Consider the following 14,409-nt stretch of genomic DNA (forward strand, 5'->3'; position numbering starts at 1 on the left):
AACGCCGCCTCCCAAAAGACAGCCTTGAATCAACCTCCGAGTCTCCAGTCAAGCTTTGTCCACGAAACCTAATTGGATCTCGTCCGTCCGCCCCGAAAGAATAATCGTTCCGGCCGGGTTTTTTGAATTCGACGATCATTACGGCTGATGTGCCGTCACCACCGGCGACAAAAATTTCATCGTAGAACGCAATATCCACGACTTTGTCGCCAGCTGAACGGCGGCCACCATGCAGCGTGCGATCGCTCGAGGCGTAAGAAACGAACGACAATCTCTCGTCGAGAAGCCACAGATTATGCTGATAATATTTTGTTTCAGTGGTATCGGAATTTCTTGGGAATATCAGTTGATGAACTGCATCCTCTGCGCTCATCTTCATTTCGTCCGTGAAGCGCCTTAATCCCTCTGCGACTTCTAATACTGCGCGGCGATGAACGACATATTCACTCAAGGCGTCGCGATACGTATCAGTGACCTTTTCTAAAAGCTTATCTTTTCTTTCTTTAAATAAAGCCTTGTCAGATACTGTTTCTTGAACGTATTCATCCCATCGGCGTTCAGCGCGAAGGCGTTGTACTGCTAGATCGGATACGAATCGCTCTCGTTTCCAGCTATTTGGCTTCTGTTTGACGTATTGCTCGATAGTTTTTCCGTCTAATCCAAACCGAAGGAGCGGATGGCTCTGGAGAAGGCCTATCACTTCTTGTTTTTGCTCGGACTTGATAATCTCGTTCTGACCTTTTTCAGTCTTCAGAACTAAGGCGCAAGCGGCGTCGATAATTTCTTTAATATTGTCTTCACTTGCCTCCAGAAATGTTCTGTCATTATTGGCATGACGATCTAAATATTCTCCGCTAACCGAAGCAATAATTACATATTCTCTTTCGTCTGTGTCCTCAAAATAGGCGCGGCCTAGCTTTCCTTCAATCGAGCGCCCTTGGCCAAGTATCCTGTTGTCCGCAAAGAAAATTATTGTGTGGCGATTAAATGGAACTCCGCGATCTACACGTGAGACGTCGAGCTTAAATAGGAATTTCTCTCCCTCAAGATCAATGTGGAAATCATGAGTCTCTTCGTGTTTGAAAACTGATAAGAAATGAGATCGCAAGTCGGTACTATTTCCGTTAAATATAACCTCTGTTTGTGGCATTGAGCCATCAACTAGGTAGGTGAGAAAGTTTTGGGTAATTTGGTCTAGAAAAGACTTCTCATTTATGCTCTTCCAGCCATTGTGATATTCTGATTTCACTTTCGAGTATGTTACCAAGCAACCTTCGTCGAACGGGAATTCTCGGCGACCGCTCCGCTGTTCGATCTCTTCGTCTCGATATACGTTAAAATCAAATCTGAATGTAACATCCTTTTCAGCTATTTTGCTTTCATACTCGACAGCTTCGAATACTTTAAAGGCTATAAATCGCCCAAAACCTTTCCCATTTTTCCGTAACTTGTTTCCTGTAAAAGGGGTCAAAAATGCTTCAAAATTCTTGGGATCTAAGCCATTCCCATTGTCCAATACAGACACTTTAAAGTCGCTAATATTGGTGGTATCGGTCACCCTTATCGTAATTTTTCCATCGATTCCCGATTTTTTTGTGGAATACTTATCCGTTATGGAATGAATGGAGTTCGATACCGCTTCAAATACGGGGAGCAGAAAACCGCCTATATGGCGCGCTAAATTGGTGCGCGCCAAAACAGCAGCCATATCCGGCTTACGAAGCTCTGGCATTTTTCCTCACCCCCCCCAAGCGTATATTCTTGGGCTTGATTAACGACGTTCTTTACGGTCGTCTAGAAATTGCCAGCCAGCATATATTTGCGCTCTTGTTGGAGGGCTGCCTTCAATCATGCTCCCGATCACCTGCGCCCATATACAACTCACGCCCTGTATCCTCATAGACCTGGCTCATTTCCGCCATGCCCTTCTCGGCTTCTTCTGCTGCGATGAACCCAGCGCTTTCCTGGTTTTGCAGCTTCGCGAAGTCGCGGACTTCCTGGCTGATCTTCATCGAGCAGAATTTCGGGCCGCACATGCTACAGAAATGCGCCGACTTGGCGCCTTCCGCCGGTAGCGTCTGGTCATGGTATTGCTCGGCGGTGTCGGGGTCGAGCGACAGGTTGAACTGGTCGCGCCAGCGGAATTCGAAGCGGGCTTTGCTGAGCGCGTCGTCGCGGACCTGCGCGGCGGGGTGGCCCTTGGCAAGGTCGGCGGCGTGGGCGGCGAGCTTGTAGGTGACGACGCCGACCTTCACATCGTCGCGGTCGGGAAGGCCGAGATGCTCCTTTGGCGTGACGTAGCAGAGCATCGCGGTGCCGTACCAGCCGATCTGCGCGGCGCCGATGCCGCTGGTGATATGGTCGTAGCCGGGCGCGATGTCGGTGGTGAGCGGCCCCAAGGTATAGAAGGGCGCCTCGCCGCAGGCTTCGAGCTGCTTTTCCATATTCTCCTTGATCTTGTGCATGGGCACGTGTCCCGGGCCTTCGATCATCACCTGCACATCTTGCGCCCACGCGCGCTTGGTGAGCTCGCCGAGCGTGTAGAGCTCTGCGAACTGCGCCTCGTCGTTTGCGTCGTAGATGCTGCCGGGGCGGAGGCCGTCGCCGAGGGAGTAGGCAACGTCATAGGCCTTCATGATCTCGGTAATCTCGTCGAAGCGTTCGTAGAGGAAGCTTTCCTTGTGATGCGCGAGGCACCATTTCGCCATGATGCTGCCACCGCGCGACACGATGCCGGTCATGCGCTTTGCCGCGAGCGGCACATAGGGCAGGCGCACGCCCGCGTGGATGGTGAAATAGTCGACGCCCTGCTCGGCCTGCTCGATGAGCGTGTCGCGGAAGATCTCCCACGTCAGGTCCTCGGCGATGCCGCCGACCTTCTCCAGCGCCTGATAGATCGGCACGGTGCCGATGGGGACGGGGCTGTTGCGCAGGATCCATTCGCGCGTGTCGTGGATGTTGCGGCCCGTCGAAAGGTCCATCACCGTGTCCGCGCCCCAGCGGATGGCCCACACCATCTTGTCGACCTCGCTCGCGACGTTGCTGGCGACGGCCGAGTTGCCGATGTTGGCGTTGATCTTCACGAGGAAGTTGCGGCCGATCGCCATCGGCTCTGATTCCGGGTGGTTGATGTTGTTGGGGATGATGGCGCGGCCGCGCGCGACCTCGTCTCGCACGAACTCTGGCGTCACGTAATCGGGGATGGCTGCGCCGAAGTCCTGACCATCGCGGACGTACTCTTTCAGGCGCGCGCGGCCGAGGTTCTCGCGCTCGGCCACATATTCCATCTCGGGCGTGATGATGCCGCGGCGGGCATAGTGCATCTGGCTGACGTTCAGGCCGGATTTGGCGCGCAGCGGCCGCTTCACGACATTGGGGAAGGGCTGCACGCCGCCGGAGCGGTCCGGCCCGAGCTGGCCGTTGTCTTCGGGGCGGATTTCGCGGGCGTCGTAGGCTTCCACGTCGCCGCGCGCGAGAATCCAGTCGCGGCGGAGCGACGGGAGCCCGGCCATGATGTCGATGCGCGCGTTCGGGTCCGTGTAGGGGCCGGAGGTATCGTAGACGCGGATGCTCGGCTCGCCCGACGAGGGCTCAAGGTCGATCTCGCGCATGGCGACCTTCAGCGGGCCGACATGCACCTTGCGGCTGCCCCTGATGGGTCCGGTGGTGACGCCGATTTCGGTGCGTGCGGGGATGTCGGCCATGTGTCGTGCTCCGTCATGGGGCGCACAGGCGACGGGATATGGCAGTGGCAGCGACCCAGCTTGGGCGACTGCGGTTCCGATCCCTACGCCGGCACGACCCGGGTCAGGTTCGAAGGGTTCCCCCGCTCGTGCGGCGATCTCAGCCCGGCGTTACACCGGGTACCCCTTGGAACGAATGCTGCGGCGGACTCTGGTGGCTTCCGCGTCGCCTGTCAATTCGCCGTGCGGCGAAAGCGGCGGAGCTTGCCGAGCGCGATGCCGGAAACCTCCAGCATCTTCGTCTCGAACCCGTCCGGACGGCCCGCGAGCCGCCACAGGACAAAGTGCGCGAGGACGTAAACCGCCGCGCCGAGAAGGACGCGCGGCATCATTTCGAGGAGCACGACATATTCCGGGTCGCTCGGCGTAAACGACGCGGGTACGGCGCTGACGATCGCAGCCATGGCGGCAGCGGCTATCAGGCTGCGCCAGCTGGATGTGAAGGGGGAGAAGAACGAATCTCCGATCAGCGTCTTGGCGAAGTACATGTTGACGGCGGTCTGCAGGAACATCCGGAAGACAAGTGCGTACACAACCGTAATCATGTCGCCTTGCCAGATCGCGAGGCCGAAAACCGGCGTCGAAACCACAGCCACGAACAAGGCGCGGTTGAACATCGCGCGTGTCGCCATCTTGGCCATGGCGAGTCCGTCTGTCGCGGAGGCGATCATGGTGAAGGCGAGCGTCGGTCCAAGCCAGACGATGACGTCGGTCGCAGGCAGCCACTTCGCGCCCACGAGTACCGCGATCAGTTCCTTGGCCATCAGCGCGGTGCCGACGCCGATCGGCATCGCGATGCCCAGAATCACCGCCTGCGCCTTGCGATAGGCCGTTCTCAGGCGCTGCGTGTTGTGGGCGATCGCCGAAAGACCGGGCGTGATGGCAACCACGAGCGGCCCCGTTAGCTCGCGCGTTGCCACCTGCGCGACGTCCCGTCCGATCGTGAAGTAGCCGAGGGGCGATGCGCCGAGATATTTGCCGATGAGCAGCTGCGGGATCGTCTGCGTGAAGTAGGAGAGGATGCCCGAAAGCGTCAGCCAGCCGCCGAAGCTGACGAAGACCTTCCACTCGCGGAAACTGATGCGCGGCTTGTAGGGGATCTTCCAATAGCTGAACGCCGCTTCGGTAAAGCGTCCAAACAATGTGCCTGCCACGATCGCCCAATAGCTCTTGGTGAGGACTGCAAAGACGATCGCTGCGATCGAGCCCAGAATCGTGGCGGCGACGCGGCGGCGGAACTCCTTCGAAAAGTCGATGTTCCGTTGATACATCGTGAAGGCGGGGTTTCGGGCACCGTCGAAGATGAGCACCACGGAGATCACGCGAAGCACGTCTTCGAGCTTCGGTTCGTTCATGTAGTCCGCGATGGGGCCGGCGAAGATGAACAGCAGCGCCGCTATCAGAAGCCCGCGCAGCATGTTGATGGTGAAGCCCGTGTCGATGTGCCGCTCGTCGATCTCGCGCATCGCGATGAGCGCGCTGTTGACACGCATGTCCGACAGCACCTGCATAAAGCCGATAACGACAATGGCGAGGCTCGCGACGCCATAATCCTCGGGCGCCAGCAAACGGCCGAGGACCACGAGGTTGACGAGCGAAAAGAGGCGCAGCACGAAACGCCCCCCCGCCACAAACAGCGCGCCCTTGAAGACGCGGTTGCCGATGTTCTCTTCGCTGCGTTCGAACTTCATGCGCGTCCGTTAAGGCGTATGGGTTTCAAAGGAAATAACGCATACGCATCGTCTGCGTCGTCTCGCCCTCCACATGGAAGCGGACCTTCTCGAACTTCGGCGGGCCGAAGGCGATCTTCGCGTTGTTCGAAAAGGCGACGCCCTCCGTCGGCATTCCGATGAAGCTCTTGTCGAGCTTCCTGTTGTCGTTCTCGTCATGGATCGCGGAGACCGCGTATTCGCCCGGCGGAAGCCCCGTGATGTCGAGGGTCGGGTTCGATGCGGTCACGCTTTCCTTTGTGGCGCCGGTGCCGCGCGTGCAGTCCGGGTAGCCCGATGCGTCGCGCCACAAGCACAGGCGGATGGTGCCCTTTTGCGAGCGCAGGCCTTCAAACGTCAGGTGCAGAGAAGCCTGTGGCGGCGGCGCCGCGCCGAGAAGCGGCAGGCACGCCGCCATAATGAGCACGCGTTTCAGCATCGAAATCTCCAAGGCCCTTATCCGTCCGGCAAAGCCTGTCCCAGTGCCGGAAATAGAGCCCGTAGTTGCAGCGATAATCCTGATGGTGCCGGTGATGGTGCGACGCGGTTATCACCAGTTTCCCGAACGGCCCCTTAACCAGCGCGCGCGGAAACAGCTCCCAGCCCATGTGGTTGGTGACGCCGAAAAAGGTCATCACCGTCAACACGAGGCCGAGCGCCGCGACATGAATGGGGATGATGAACGTGAGTGCCGGGATCAGTGCCGCGCCGATCAGCGACTCCCATGGGTGGAAGCTCATCGCGGCCCACGCCGTCGGCGGGCGGCTGTCGTGGTGCACCTTGTGGATGCGCGCGAATAGGCGGGGCGCGTGCATCCAGCGGTGTGTCCAGTAAAAATACGTGTCGTGGACGAGGAGGTAGGCAAGTACGCTCGCCGGGAGCCACCACCAGCCATGGGCGGTGGGATCGGTGTAGATGCGCGTCCAGCCGCGCGTCTGCCACAGGTGAAGCGCAAAGCCCGCGGGTATCGCATAGATCGCCGCGGCGGTTAGCGACCAGCCGATCTCGCCGCGGATCTGCCGCGCCATTTGCGCACCCGCATAGATGCCGGGCCGCACCCGTCCCGAAATCCACGCGAACGCGCCCGAAACCGCCAAGTAGCGGACGGCGACGATCAGGATCATCGCGGCGATGGTGAGCACGGCTTCGGCCACGCGCGCCTTCTATCAGCCGCGCGGGCGGCGGTCATGCAAATCCGGTGGCATTTGTGCGCCGACCCGCTACACCTGTCGGGGCATGGATTTCGACCTGATCCTGGTGGGCGGGGGCCTGGCATCGGGGCTTGCGGGGCTGAGGCTTGCCACGCGGCGGCCGGAGCTTCGCGTCGCGATCGTCGAGGCTGAAAGCCGGATCGGCGGCGACCACGTCTGGTCTTCCTTCGACAGCGACGTGACCCCGGCGCAGCGCGAATGGACCGCGCCGCTCTACGCCGCGCGCTGGCCACGCTACGATGTTCGCTTTCCGGCGTTCAGTCGCACGCTGCACCATGGTTATGCGAGCGCACGCTCGGCGAACCTCGATGCTGCCGTTCGCGCCGCCATGCCCGCCGATCACCTGCTCTTCGGCCGCAAGGTCCGTAGCCTCGATGCGACCGGCGTGACGCTTGAATCGGGCGAGCGGCTGGGTGCGCGCGTCGTCATCGACGGGCGCGGCCATGCGCCGACGACGGCGCTGGAGCTTGCGTGGCAGAAGTTCGTCGGCCTCGAGATCGAAACGCTGCGCCCGCACGGCATGGAAGCACCGCTCATCATGGACGCCACCGTCGATCAGGCGGAAGGCTACCGCTTCGTCTACGTGCTGCCGTGGGACGAGCGTCGCCTGCTCATCGAGGACACGTACTACAGCGACAGCCCCGATCTCGACGTGGAAACGGTGAAGGCGCGCATCGGGGACTGGGCGCTCAGCGCTGGGCTCGGCCCCCACGGCGTCGTCAGGAGCGAGCAGGGCGTGCTGCCGCTGGCGCTTGGCGGCAACATCGAGACGCTTTGGGATGCGGGCACGCCGGGCGTCGCGCGTATCGGGATGCGGGCGGGGCTTTTCCATCCGCTGACCGGCTACAGCTTCCCCGATGCGGTGCGCACCGCCGATCTCCTCGCCGATCTGCCGCGTTTCGATCCCGATCTCGTCTACAATGCCGTGCGTTCGCACGCGACACGCACGTGGCACGGGCGCCGTTACTACCGGATGCTCGCACGCATGTTGTTCCGCGCGGCCGATCCGCCCGCGCGCTACCGCGTGCTCCAGCATTTCTACCGGATGCCGGAAGCACTCGTCGCGCGGTTCTATGCCGGCAACTCGACGCGCGCCGACAAGCTGCGCATCCTCGCGGGCCGCCCGCCTGTCCCGCTCGGGCGCGCGCTTGCGGTGATGCTTGGAGTGGACTAGGCGCGGCCATGGCGAAAATTGCGGTCATTGGAAGCGGCTTCGGCGGCCTTGCGCTTGCGGTGCGTCTGCAATCCGCCGGGCATGACGTCACGCTGTTCGAAGCGCGCGAGAAGCCGGGCGGCCGCGCCTATGTCTACGAGGAAGCGGGCTATACGTTCGATGCTGGCCCCACCGTTGTCACCGATCCCACCTGCCTCGAAGAGTTATTCGCGCTCTCGGGGCGCCGCCTTGCCGATTATGTCGACCTGATGTCGGTCGAGCCGTTCTACCGCCTGCATTGGCCGGACGGCACGACGTTCGACTACACGGGAGACGAGACGCGGCTGTCCGCTGAAATCGCCGCACTTTCGCCCGAAGATGTCGAGGGTTACCGGCGCTTCTTCGCCTACTCCGAAGGCGTGTTCCGCGAAGGCTACGAGAAGCTCGGCCACGAGGCGTTTCTGGATTTCCGATCGATGCTCGCCGCTGCGCCGCAGCTCATGCGCTACGGTGCGTGGCGTTCGGTGTATTCGGTCGTGGCAAGCCATATCCGCCACCCGAAGCTGCGCGAAGCGTTCAGCTTCCACACGCTTCTTGTTGGTGGAAATCCTTTTAATACCAGCTCGATATACGCGCTTATTCATGCGCTGGAGAAGAAGTGGGGTGTGTGGTTTCCGCGCGGCGGCACACACGCGCTGGTGCGCGGCCTTGTGCGGTTGTTCGAGGATCTGGGCGGCACGGTGAAGCTGGGGACGCCGGTGACGGCGATCGAAACCAACGGAAACCAGGTGACGGGCCTCGTGGCAGGCGAAGCGCGCTACACCTTTGATGCCATTGCCTCGAACGGCGACATCGTGCACACCTACGCCGACCTGCTTGGTGCGACCCCGCGCGGACATACGGCGGCAAGGTCATTGAAGCGTAAGCGGTTTTCGCCGTCTCTGTTCGTGGTCTATTTCGGTGCAAAGGGAACATGGCCGGAGGTTCCACACCACAACATCCTGTTCGGGCCGCGATACAAGGCGCTGCTTGACGAGATTTACGGTGGCGGACGTCTCGCCGACGATTTCTCGCTCTACCTTCATCATCCGACGGCATCCGATCCCAGCCTCTCGCCGCCGGGATGCAGCAGTTTCTACGTGTTGTCGCCGGTGCCGCATCTTGGCAAATACGACGGGGATTGGGAAAGCATCGCCCCTCAGTACGCGGAGCGCATCCTGAAATTTCTCGATGCGCATCTGCTCCCCGGTCTTCTCAAGAATATCGAGGTAAAACGTTGGTTTACCCCCGCTGACTTCAAAACCGAACTGAACGCGCATCTCGGCTCGGCGTTCAGTCTCGAACCCGTCCTCTGGCAAAGTGCATGGTTTCGCGTGCACAACCGCGACGACGTCATCTCGAACCTCTATTTCGTCGGCGCGGGCACGCATCCCGGCGCCGGCATCCCGGGCGTTGTCGGGTCTGCGAAGGCGACGGCACGGCTGATGCTGGCCGATCTTTCCGATGGGTGAGCTGACCCGCTGGGCGCAGCGCAGTATCGCACGTGGCTCACGCAGCTTCGCGCTTGCCTCCAGGCTGTTCGATCCGGCGACCCGCCGCCGGGCGTGGCTGCTCTACGCCTGGTGCCGTCACTGCGATGATGTGATCGACGGGCAGGAGGGCGGGCAGGGCCGCGTGGCGGAAAGCGCGCCTGCGGCGTTGCGCCTTGCTGAACTGACGGAGCGCACGCGCGCAGCGGTCGCGGCAGAGCAAAGCGATATCAATGCATTCGGTGCACTTTCTACGGTCGCGCACGAAACGCGAATGCCGCGAGCTTATCCGCTCGCGCACCTCGCTGGCTATGCGATGGACGTCCACGAACGTCGCTTCCGGCATATCGAAGATACGCTCGATTATTGCCACCACGTCGCGGGTGTCGTCGGCGAGATGATGGCGGTGGTGATGGGCATTGCGCCTGAAAACCGTGATCTCCTGCACCGCGCCGCTGATCTCGGCATCGCCTTCCAACTCACCAACATCGCGCGCGACGTGTTCGATGATGCGGCGCTCGGGCGCTGCTACCTCCCGGAAGACTGGCTTGCCGATGCGGGTATCCCGCCGGGCGATCATGTGCGGCCCGAGCATCGCGGCGCGCTCGTCGGCATCATCCGGCGGTTGCTCGATCTTGCGGATGCCTATTATGCGTCGGCGCGCGAGGGCGCGCGGCGTCTGCCGCGGCGTTCAGGCCGGGCGGTGCTTTCCGCCGCAGACATCTATGCCGCGATCGGCGCGAAGGTGCGCGCGGCGGGCCCCGCGGCGTGGGATCATCGGCAAGGTACGTCGATCGCCGAAAAGCTGCGTTTCGTCGTCAGCGCCTTCCTGACGCCGCGCCTTACGACACCGTTGCCGCCGCGTCCGCCGCTGTGGAAGAAGGGCGATACGCCGGACTGGACGCCGCCAACGCTGACGTCACCGCCTCGCGCGTAAGGCCGAAGTCGGCGAGTTCATAGCGGTGCCCGATATGGCGGCGTTCGCGCGCCATATACGCGTCCATCCGCCCCGTCAGCCCGGCCCCGAGTGGCAAGTCGAGCCAGTCGTAGAGGCGGCGGATGCTTTCGCGCCAGTCCTGCTCCATATCGGCGAAGTCGAGCGCGAAGGCGCGCGCGTCCGGCAGCGTCGCCCGAAACCCTTCGGCGCGCGCCTGCCGGAGCGCAGTCTTGTGCAGCCATTCGCGGCCGATCCACACCGCGTCGACGGCGTCCGACTGCACGACCATCTGGTTCCAGACGAGCGAGCAGCCCGATGCGACAAGCGCGTCCGCCTCGCGCGTCACGAAGATGAAGCGTACGCTCGGAAAAACTTCGGAAAGTGCAGGCAGGTCTTGTAGATACTGCGGCGACTTCAGAAGCCATGGCAGTTTCGGATCGTCACGGCGGAACCACCCGGAAAGGCGCAGAAGGTCGGCGAAGCGGCGGTAGGCGGGGAGGGCATCGGCGGTCTCGCAGTGACGCGCGAACGCCGGGATACGGCGCTGCGCCTCGATCTGCGCGCCCCAGAAACTATGCTCCAGAAGCCCGGTCTCTTCGTCGGGCTCCATCGGTCCCGTGGGGTGCGCGGCCGCATTGCCGGGGTTCGCCCAATTGAGGAAGCGCACGCCGAAGCCCGCCCAGCGGATACGCGGATCACGCCCTGCGCGCAGCGGCGGCACCGGGCTCAGCGTTTCATAAAGGCGGAGGTGCGCGAAGCGGTCGTCGCAGGCGAGCAGGCGCTGCAGTCGCGTGGTGCCGGAGCGCATCTGGCCGCAGATGACGAGCGGCGGCGCGAGCGGCCGTGCACGGATATCGGGATGCGCGGCGAACAGCGCCTCTGCGCGCAGGCGGTCCGTCAGAACCTTCAGGATGCTGCCGTGCGCGATGGTGCGGCCGATCGCGTTCATCGGCGCGTCGCGAAGCGCCCCGAGCAACACCGAGAGATTGTCGCGCCAGCCGTCATCCGGTCCGAAATCGTCCAGCTTCGCAGCGCGGCGCGCCTGGCGGAATAGCCGGTTTTCGTCGAGATCGGGCGGCGGCAGCACGCCCGCCGACCACAGCTTCGGCAGCAGGCGCTCGGCGACGCGGAGCGCGGCAGGCCGCGGCGGCGGGTTCACGCGCCCGTCGGCACCCGGATATCGCCACCGCTGCGTTCCAGCTCGGCCTTGAGCGCGCGCACGGGCGGCGCCCACAGGAAGCCGAACGACACGGTGCCGTGCTTGCTGTTCACCACATGGTGCAACCGGTGCGCCTGCACGATGCGCTTCATGTACGCGCTTTTCGGCACATATCCGTGCGCGATGCGGCGGTGGACGATGACGTCATGAAAGCCGAAATAAATGGCGCCGTAGCCCGCAATGCCAATGCCGACCCACATCCACGCCGGATGCCAGCCTGCCTCGACGCCGAGGTAGATGCACGCGATCGAGGGCAAAGCGAACATGAAGGCGAACCAGTCGTTCTTCTCGAAAAGGCCCGTTCGCAGCTCGTGGTGCGATTTGTGCAGCGACCAGAGAAAGCCGTGCATCACCCAGCGGTGCGCCACATAGGCGACGCCTTCCATGGCGAGCGTCGCGGCGAGCGCAACGAGGATGCCGGTCCAGATACTCATGGCGCCGAGCTATAGCACCGGGGTCAGCTTGGGTTAAGGCGGATCGGGCGATGAAGGCCGCGTACACCGGAGACCGAATTCATGAAGCCAGTGCTGATTGTCGTTACCGCCGCCGCGCTCCTCGCGGGCTGCGCCGCGAGCTATGAAAACCGCATCGAGCGCAGCCTGACGAGCGCGGGCGTGTCGCGGCCCGTGGCGGGCTGCATGGCGGACCAGATGGTCGACCGGCTCTCGACGGCGCAGCTGAAGCGCCTTGCGCGCTTCGCCAAGGGCGTCGACCGGCGCGAGGTCGAGCAGATGAGCCTGCGCGAGATCCAGAAGCGTTTTCAGGCGATCGGCGATCCCGAGATCGTCGAGGTGGTGACACGCGCCGGGCTCGGCTGCGCGCTGATGGGCGCCTGACGATGCGGCGCGCCCTCGTCGTGCTCCCGGCCCTGGGCCTGCTCGCGGCGTGCAACCCGTCGAATGCCCAGATCGAGAGCACGCTGCTCTCGCGCGGCTTCGGCAAACAGGAATCGGCGTGCGTGGCGCGTGAGCTCGCCGGCAAGCTTCAGGAGCGGGACTGGCTGCTGATCGCGGAGGTCGCGGGCGACACGATGCGTACGCAGGACGAATGGCGCGACATGACCGTCGGCGAGATCGGCGACAAGCTGGCGAGGCTGGGCGACACGCGCCTCATGTCCACGCTGATGCGCGCCGGCATGGGCTGCGCGCTCCTCGGCAGCGAGCGCTTGGCGGGCGCTACGCTCTAGCGAGTCGGAACGACACCGCGTCCGACAGGCGCCGGCGCCAGCTCATGCGCGGCGGCTTTTGGGCTCGGCAGGCCCAGAACATCAGGATCTTGTAGGCGCAGGGTCCGCGTTCCATCGTCTTCAGTCCCCGGTTTCGATGCGCGAGGCTTAACCAGATCGAGGTTACGCGCGTGTGACGGGCATATGACGTGTCGCAGACTCGTTTCGTCGCGCGGGCGCTGGACAGTGGGAAACGCACCATGAGATGAATCCGGCAGAGCAAAGGGGCGGGGGGACGTATGCGTCTGAGAGGGATGGTGTTTATGCTGGCGCTCGGCGTTGCGGCCTGCGCTGCGCCGCCTGCACCACCGCCACCCGTCAAGGCTCCGCCGCCGCCGCCGCAGGTCTCGCGCCCACCGCAACCGCCTGCCGGGATCGATCCCGCCTATGAACTGCCCGCGAAGGACAGCGACGGCCGTTTCCTGACGCCGAACATTGGCCTCGGGCCGCTGGAGACGCTGTTCAACGTCCGCTCCGCGCTCAACGTCGCGGCGCTCAGCTGCGTGACGAGCGCGAACACCGCGCCGCGCGACGGCTACAATCGCTTCCTGAAGCTCCACAAGACCGTACTTGCGAACGCCAACAAGGCGATCGACGCCAAATATCGCCGCGAGCACGGCAGCGCCGGCCTGCGCCTCCGCGATAGCCGGATGACGAAGCTCTACAATCACTATGCCTATCCGCCCGTGAAGGGCGCGTTCTGCGCGAAGACGGCGCGCTATCTCACGGCCGCGAACGCCATGGCTTCAAAGGATCTCGAAGCCTGGTCGCTCGGTGCGCTCGCCGACATCGAGCAGGATTTCCAGGACCATTTCCGCCGCATAGAGGCGTTCCAGGCGGAACTTCGGGACTGGCAGCAGAACCAGCAGGTAGCGGCGGTTTCGCAGTAGGCGGCATCCTCACGCCTTGATTTCGAGCGATGCAATCCGATCCCCGGCGATCGTGAAGATGAAGCGGAGGTCGATCGGACTCCCGGGAAAGTCGCCGACGAGGTGGCTGGTCACGATGGTCGTGTCACCGGCGTTTTCGAGCGCGATCGGCTCGCTCGTGTAGGTGTACTTGGTCGAGGCCTCGCTCTTCCACGCGGCGATGGCGGCACGCCCCACATAGGTTCGGCCCTCGTCTTTCACCACGGCATCCTCGGTGAAACAGCGGGCGATGGCTTCGCCGTCTGCCCTGTCGGCTGTGAAATATGCGGCAATGGGCTTCGGCAGGTCGAGGGGCATGGGAGGTCTCCGGCTAATTGATCGGCGCAGAGCGTGGGTCTAGCCTTCTGGAATGACAAGAACGCACGAAAACGTAAGGAGCTTACCCGAAGGTAAGAATAGCCATTTGACGCCGGTTTCGGCTGCAGATGGTGTCGAGCAGGTGCTTCGGATACTGGAGGGGCGCTGGAAACTCGTGATCCTGTTCCATCTGTTCGGCGGCAAGGTGCTGCGCTTCTCCGATCTGGAACGGGCGATCCCGGCGATTTCGCAGAAAATGCTGATCCAGCAACTCCGCCAGATGGAGAAGGACGGGGTCGTGCGCCGGATCGTTCATCATCAGGTGCCGCCCAAGGTGGAATATTGCCTCACCGATTGGGGTCAGGCGCTGTGCCCCGCGCTCGATGCCCTGCTCACCTGGGCGGGCCAGCGCGAAGCCATGGCACAAACGGTATCGGATTGAAGGCGCGAAGCCCGG

At 62.6% G+C, this 14,409-nt stretch carries 15 protein-coding genes and 1 riboswitch; of the genes, 7 read left to right on the plus strand and 8 right to left on the minus strand.

The features are described 5' to 3' along the window. The 5 genes from ACFQ00_RS16730 to ACFQ00_RS16750 all read right to left on the minus strand — a co-directional run. A partial coding sequence (locus ACFQ00_RS16730) for an ATP-binding protein (protein WP_381493456.1) occupies window positions 1-1,732 on the minus strand: 1,732 nt, incomplete at its 3' end. A 112-nt stretch (window positions 1,733-1,844) separates the two neighbouring features. Beyond that, entirely contained in the window at window positions 1,845-3,704 is a 1,860-nt protein-coding gene (thiC, locus tag ACFQ00_RS16735) for a phosphomethylpyrimidine synthase ThiC (protein WP_381493459.1), read from the minus strand. Window positions 3,705-3,766: 62 nt separating this feature from the next. Beyond that, a riboswitch (TPP riboswitch) is annotated at window positions 3,767-3,881 on the minus strand. 35 nt (window positions 3,882-3,916) lie between these two features. Further along, window positions 3,917-5,434, minus strand: a complete 1,518-nt coding sequence (locus ACFQ00_RS16740) for a lipopolysaccharide biosynthesis protein (RefSeq protein WP_381493462.1) — start codon at window positions 5,432-5,434, stop codon at window positions 3,917-3,919. Between the two features lie 25 nt (window positions 5,435-5,459). Continuing rightward, entirely contained in the window at window positions 5,460-5,891 is a 432-nt protein-coding gene (locus tag ACFQ00_RS16745; protein WP_381493465.1) for a DUF2141 domain-containing protein, read from the minus strand. Beyond that, window positions 5,803-6,576, minus strand: coding sequence for a sterol desaturase family protein (locus tag ACFQ00_RS16750; protein WP_381495241.1), 774 nt, complete (start codon window positions 6,574-6,576; stop codon window positions 5,803-5,805). The genes ACFQ00_RS16745 and ACFQ00_RS16750 overlap by 89 nt, the downstream gene beginning before the upstream one ends. Before the next feature lie 112 nt (window positions 6,577-6,688). Here ACFQ00_RS16750 and crtY point away from each other — a divergent pair, with 112 nt between their 5' ends. Genes crtY through ACFQ00_RS16765 form a run of 3 tightly spaced genes read left to right on the plus strand, consistent with a single transcriptional unit; the run spans window position 6,689 to window position 10,282 of the window. Beyond that, entirely contained in the window at window positions 6,689-7,837 is a 1,149-nt protein-coding gene (gene crtY, locus ACFQ00_RS16755; RefSeq protein ID WP_381493468.1) for a lycopene beta-cyclase CrtY, read from the plus strand. Window positions 7,838-7,845: 8 nt separating this feature from the next. Then, window positions 7,846-9,327, plus strand: a complete 1,482-nt coding sequence (locus ACFQ00_RS16760) for a phytoene desaturase (RefSeq protein WP_381493471.1) — start codon at window positions 7,846-7,848, stop codon at window positions 9,325-9,327. Then, window positions 9,320-10,282, plus strand: coding sequence for a phytoene/squalene synthase family protein (locus ACFQ00_RS16765; protein ID WP_381493474.1), 963 nt, complete (start codon window positions 9,320-9,322; stop codon window positions 10,280-10,282). Before ACFQ00_RS16760 ends, ACFQ00_RS16765 begins: the two co-directional genes overlap by 8 nt. On the opposite strand, the gene ACFQ00_RS16770 is transcribed toward ACFQ00_RS16765, so the two are convergent. Both ACFQ00_RS16770 and ACFQ00_RS16775 read right to left on the minus strand, forming a co-directional pair. Then, window positions 10,188-11,441: a sulfotransferase family protein gene (locus ACFQ00_RS16770; RefSeq protein WP_381493477.1), complete on the minus strand. Its 1,254-nt coding sequence runs from the start codon at window positions 11,439-11,441 to the stop codon at window positions 10,188-10,190. The genes ACFQ00_RS16765 and ACFQ00_RS16770 overlap by 95 nt on opposite strands. After that, entirely contained in the window at window positions 11,438-11,935 is a 498-nt protein-coding gene (locus ACFQ00_RS16775; RefSeq protein WP_381493480.1) for a sterol desaturase family protein, read from the minus strand. The genes ACFQ00_RS16770 and ACFQ00_RS16775 overlap by 4 nt, the downstream gene beginning before the upstream one ends. Window positions 11,936-12,016: 81 nt before the next feature. Here ACFQ00_RS16775 and ACFQ00_RS16780 point away from each other — a divergent pair, with 81 nt between their 5' ends. From ACFQ00_RS16780 to ACFQ00_RS16790, 3 genes are all read left to right on the plus strand, one after another. Further along, window positions 12,017-12,337 (plus strand): hypothetical protein, encoded by a 321-nt coding sequence (locus ACFQ00_RS16780; protein WP_381493485.1) that lies wholly within the window; start codon window positions 12,017-12,019, stop codon window positions 12,335-12,337. A 20-nt stretch (window positions 12,338-12,357) separates the two neighbouring features. Beyond that, window positions 12,358-12,687, plus strand: coding sequence for a hypothetical protein (locus ACFQ00_RS16785; protein ID WP_381493489.1), 330 nt, complete (start codon window positions 12,358-12,360; stop codon window positions 12,685-12,687). Between the two features lie 302 nt (window positions 12,688-12,989). After that, entirely contained in the window at window positions 12,990-13,616 is a 627-nt protein-coding gene (locus tag ACFQ00_RS16790; RefSeq protein WP_381493492.1) for a hypothetical protein, read from the plus strand. A gap of 9 nt (window positions 13,617-13,625) precedes the next feature. Here ACFQ00_RS16790 and ACFQ00_RS16795 read toward each other — a convergent pair whose 3' ends face one another. Next, the gene (locus ACFQ00_RS16795; protein WP_381493495.1) at window positions 13,626-13,952 is read right to left on the minus strand and encodes a nuclear transport factor 2 family protein; all 327 of its coding nucleotides are present in this window, start codon (window positions 13,950-13,952) and stop codon (window positions 13,626-13,628) included. Window positions 13,953-14,058: 106 nt separating this feature from the next. Between ACFQ00_RS16795 and ACFQ00_RS16800 the strand changes: the two genes are divergently transcribed. After that, window positions 14,059-14,394, plus strand: coding sequence for a winged helix-turn-helix transcriptional regulator (locus ACFQ00_RS16800; RefSeq protein WP_381493498.1), 336 nt, complete (start codon window positions 14,059-14,061; stop codon window positions 14,392-14,394). Window positions 14,395-14,409: the final 15 nt, after the last annotated feature.

Source organism: Sphingosinicella xenopeptidilytica, from assembly GCF_042676985.1.
In the GTDB taxonomy this organism is placed as follows: Bacteria; Pseudomonadota; Alphaproteobacteria; order Sphingomonadales; family Sphingomonadaceae; genus Sphingosinicella; species Sphingosinicella xenopeptidilytica.

Bases quoted from the DNA above. Each gene is read 5' to 3' on its own strand.
- thiC (WP_381493459.1), bottom strand. From the start codon at position 3,704: ATGGCCGACATCCCCGCACGCACCGAAATCGGCGTCACCACCGGACCC.
- ACFQ00_RS16795 (WP_381493495.1), bottom strand. From the start codon at position 13,952: ATGCCCCTCGACCTGCCGAAGCCCATTGCCGCATATTTCACAGCCGAC.
- ACFQ00_RS16740 (WP_381493462.1), bottom strand. From the start codon at position 5,434: ATGAAGTTCGAACGCAGCGAAGAGAACATCGGCAACCGCGTCTTCAAG.
- ACFQ00_RS16750 (WP_381495241.1), bottom strand. From the start codon at position 6,576: ATGATCCTGATCGTCGCCGTCCGCTACTTGGCGGTTTCGGGCGCGTTC.
- ACFQ00_RS16790 (WP_381493492.1), top strand. From the start codon at position 12,990: ATGCTGGCGCTCGGCGTTGCGGCCTGCGCTGCGCCGCCTGCACCACCG.
- ACFQ00_RS16745 (WP_381493465.1), bottom strand. From the start codon at position 5,891: ATGCTGAAACGCGTGCTCATTATGGCGGCGTGCCTGCCGCTTCTCGGC.
- ACFQ00_RS16775 (WP_381493480.1), bottom strand. From the start codon at position 11,935: ATGAGTATCTGGACCGGCATCCTCGTTGCGCTCGCCGCGACGCTCGCC.
- ACFQ00_RS16780 (WP_381493485.1), top strand. From the start codon at position 12,017: ATGAAGCCAGTGCTGATTGTCGTTACCGCCGCCGCGCTCCTCGCGGGC.
- ACFQ00_RS16760 (WP_381493471.1), top strand. From the start codon at position 7,846: ATGGCGAAAATTGCGGTCATTGGAAGCGGCTTCGGCGGCCTTGCGCTT.
- crtY (WP_381493468.1), top strand. From the start codon at position 6,689: ATGGATTTCGACCTGATCCTGGTGGGCGGGGGCCTGGCATCGGGGCTT.
- ACFQ00_RS16765 (WP_381493474.1), top strand. From the start codon at position 9,320: ATGGGTGAGCTGACCCGCTGGGCGCAGCGCAGTATCGCACGTGGCTCA.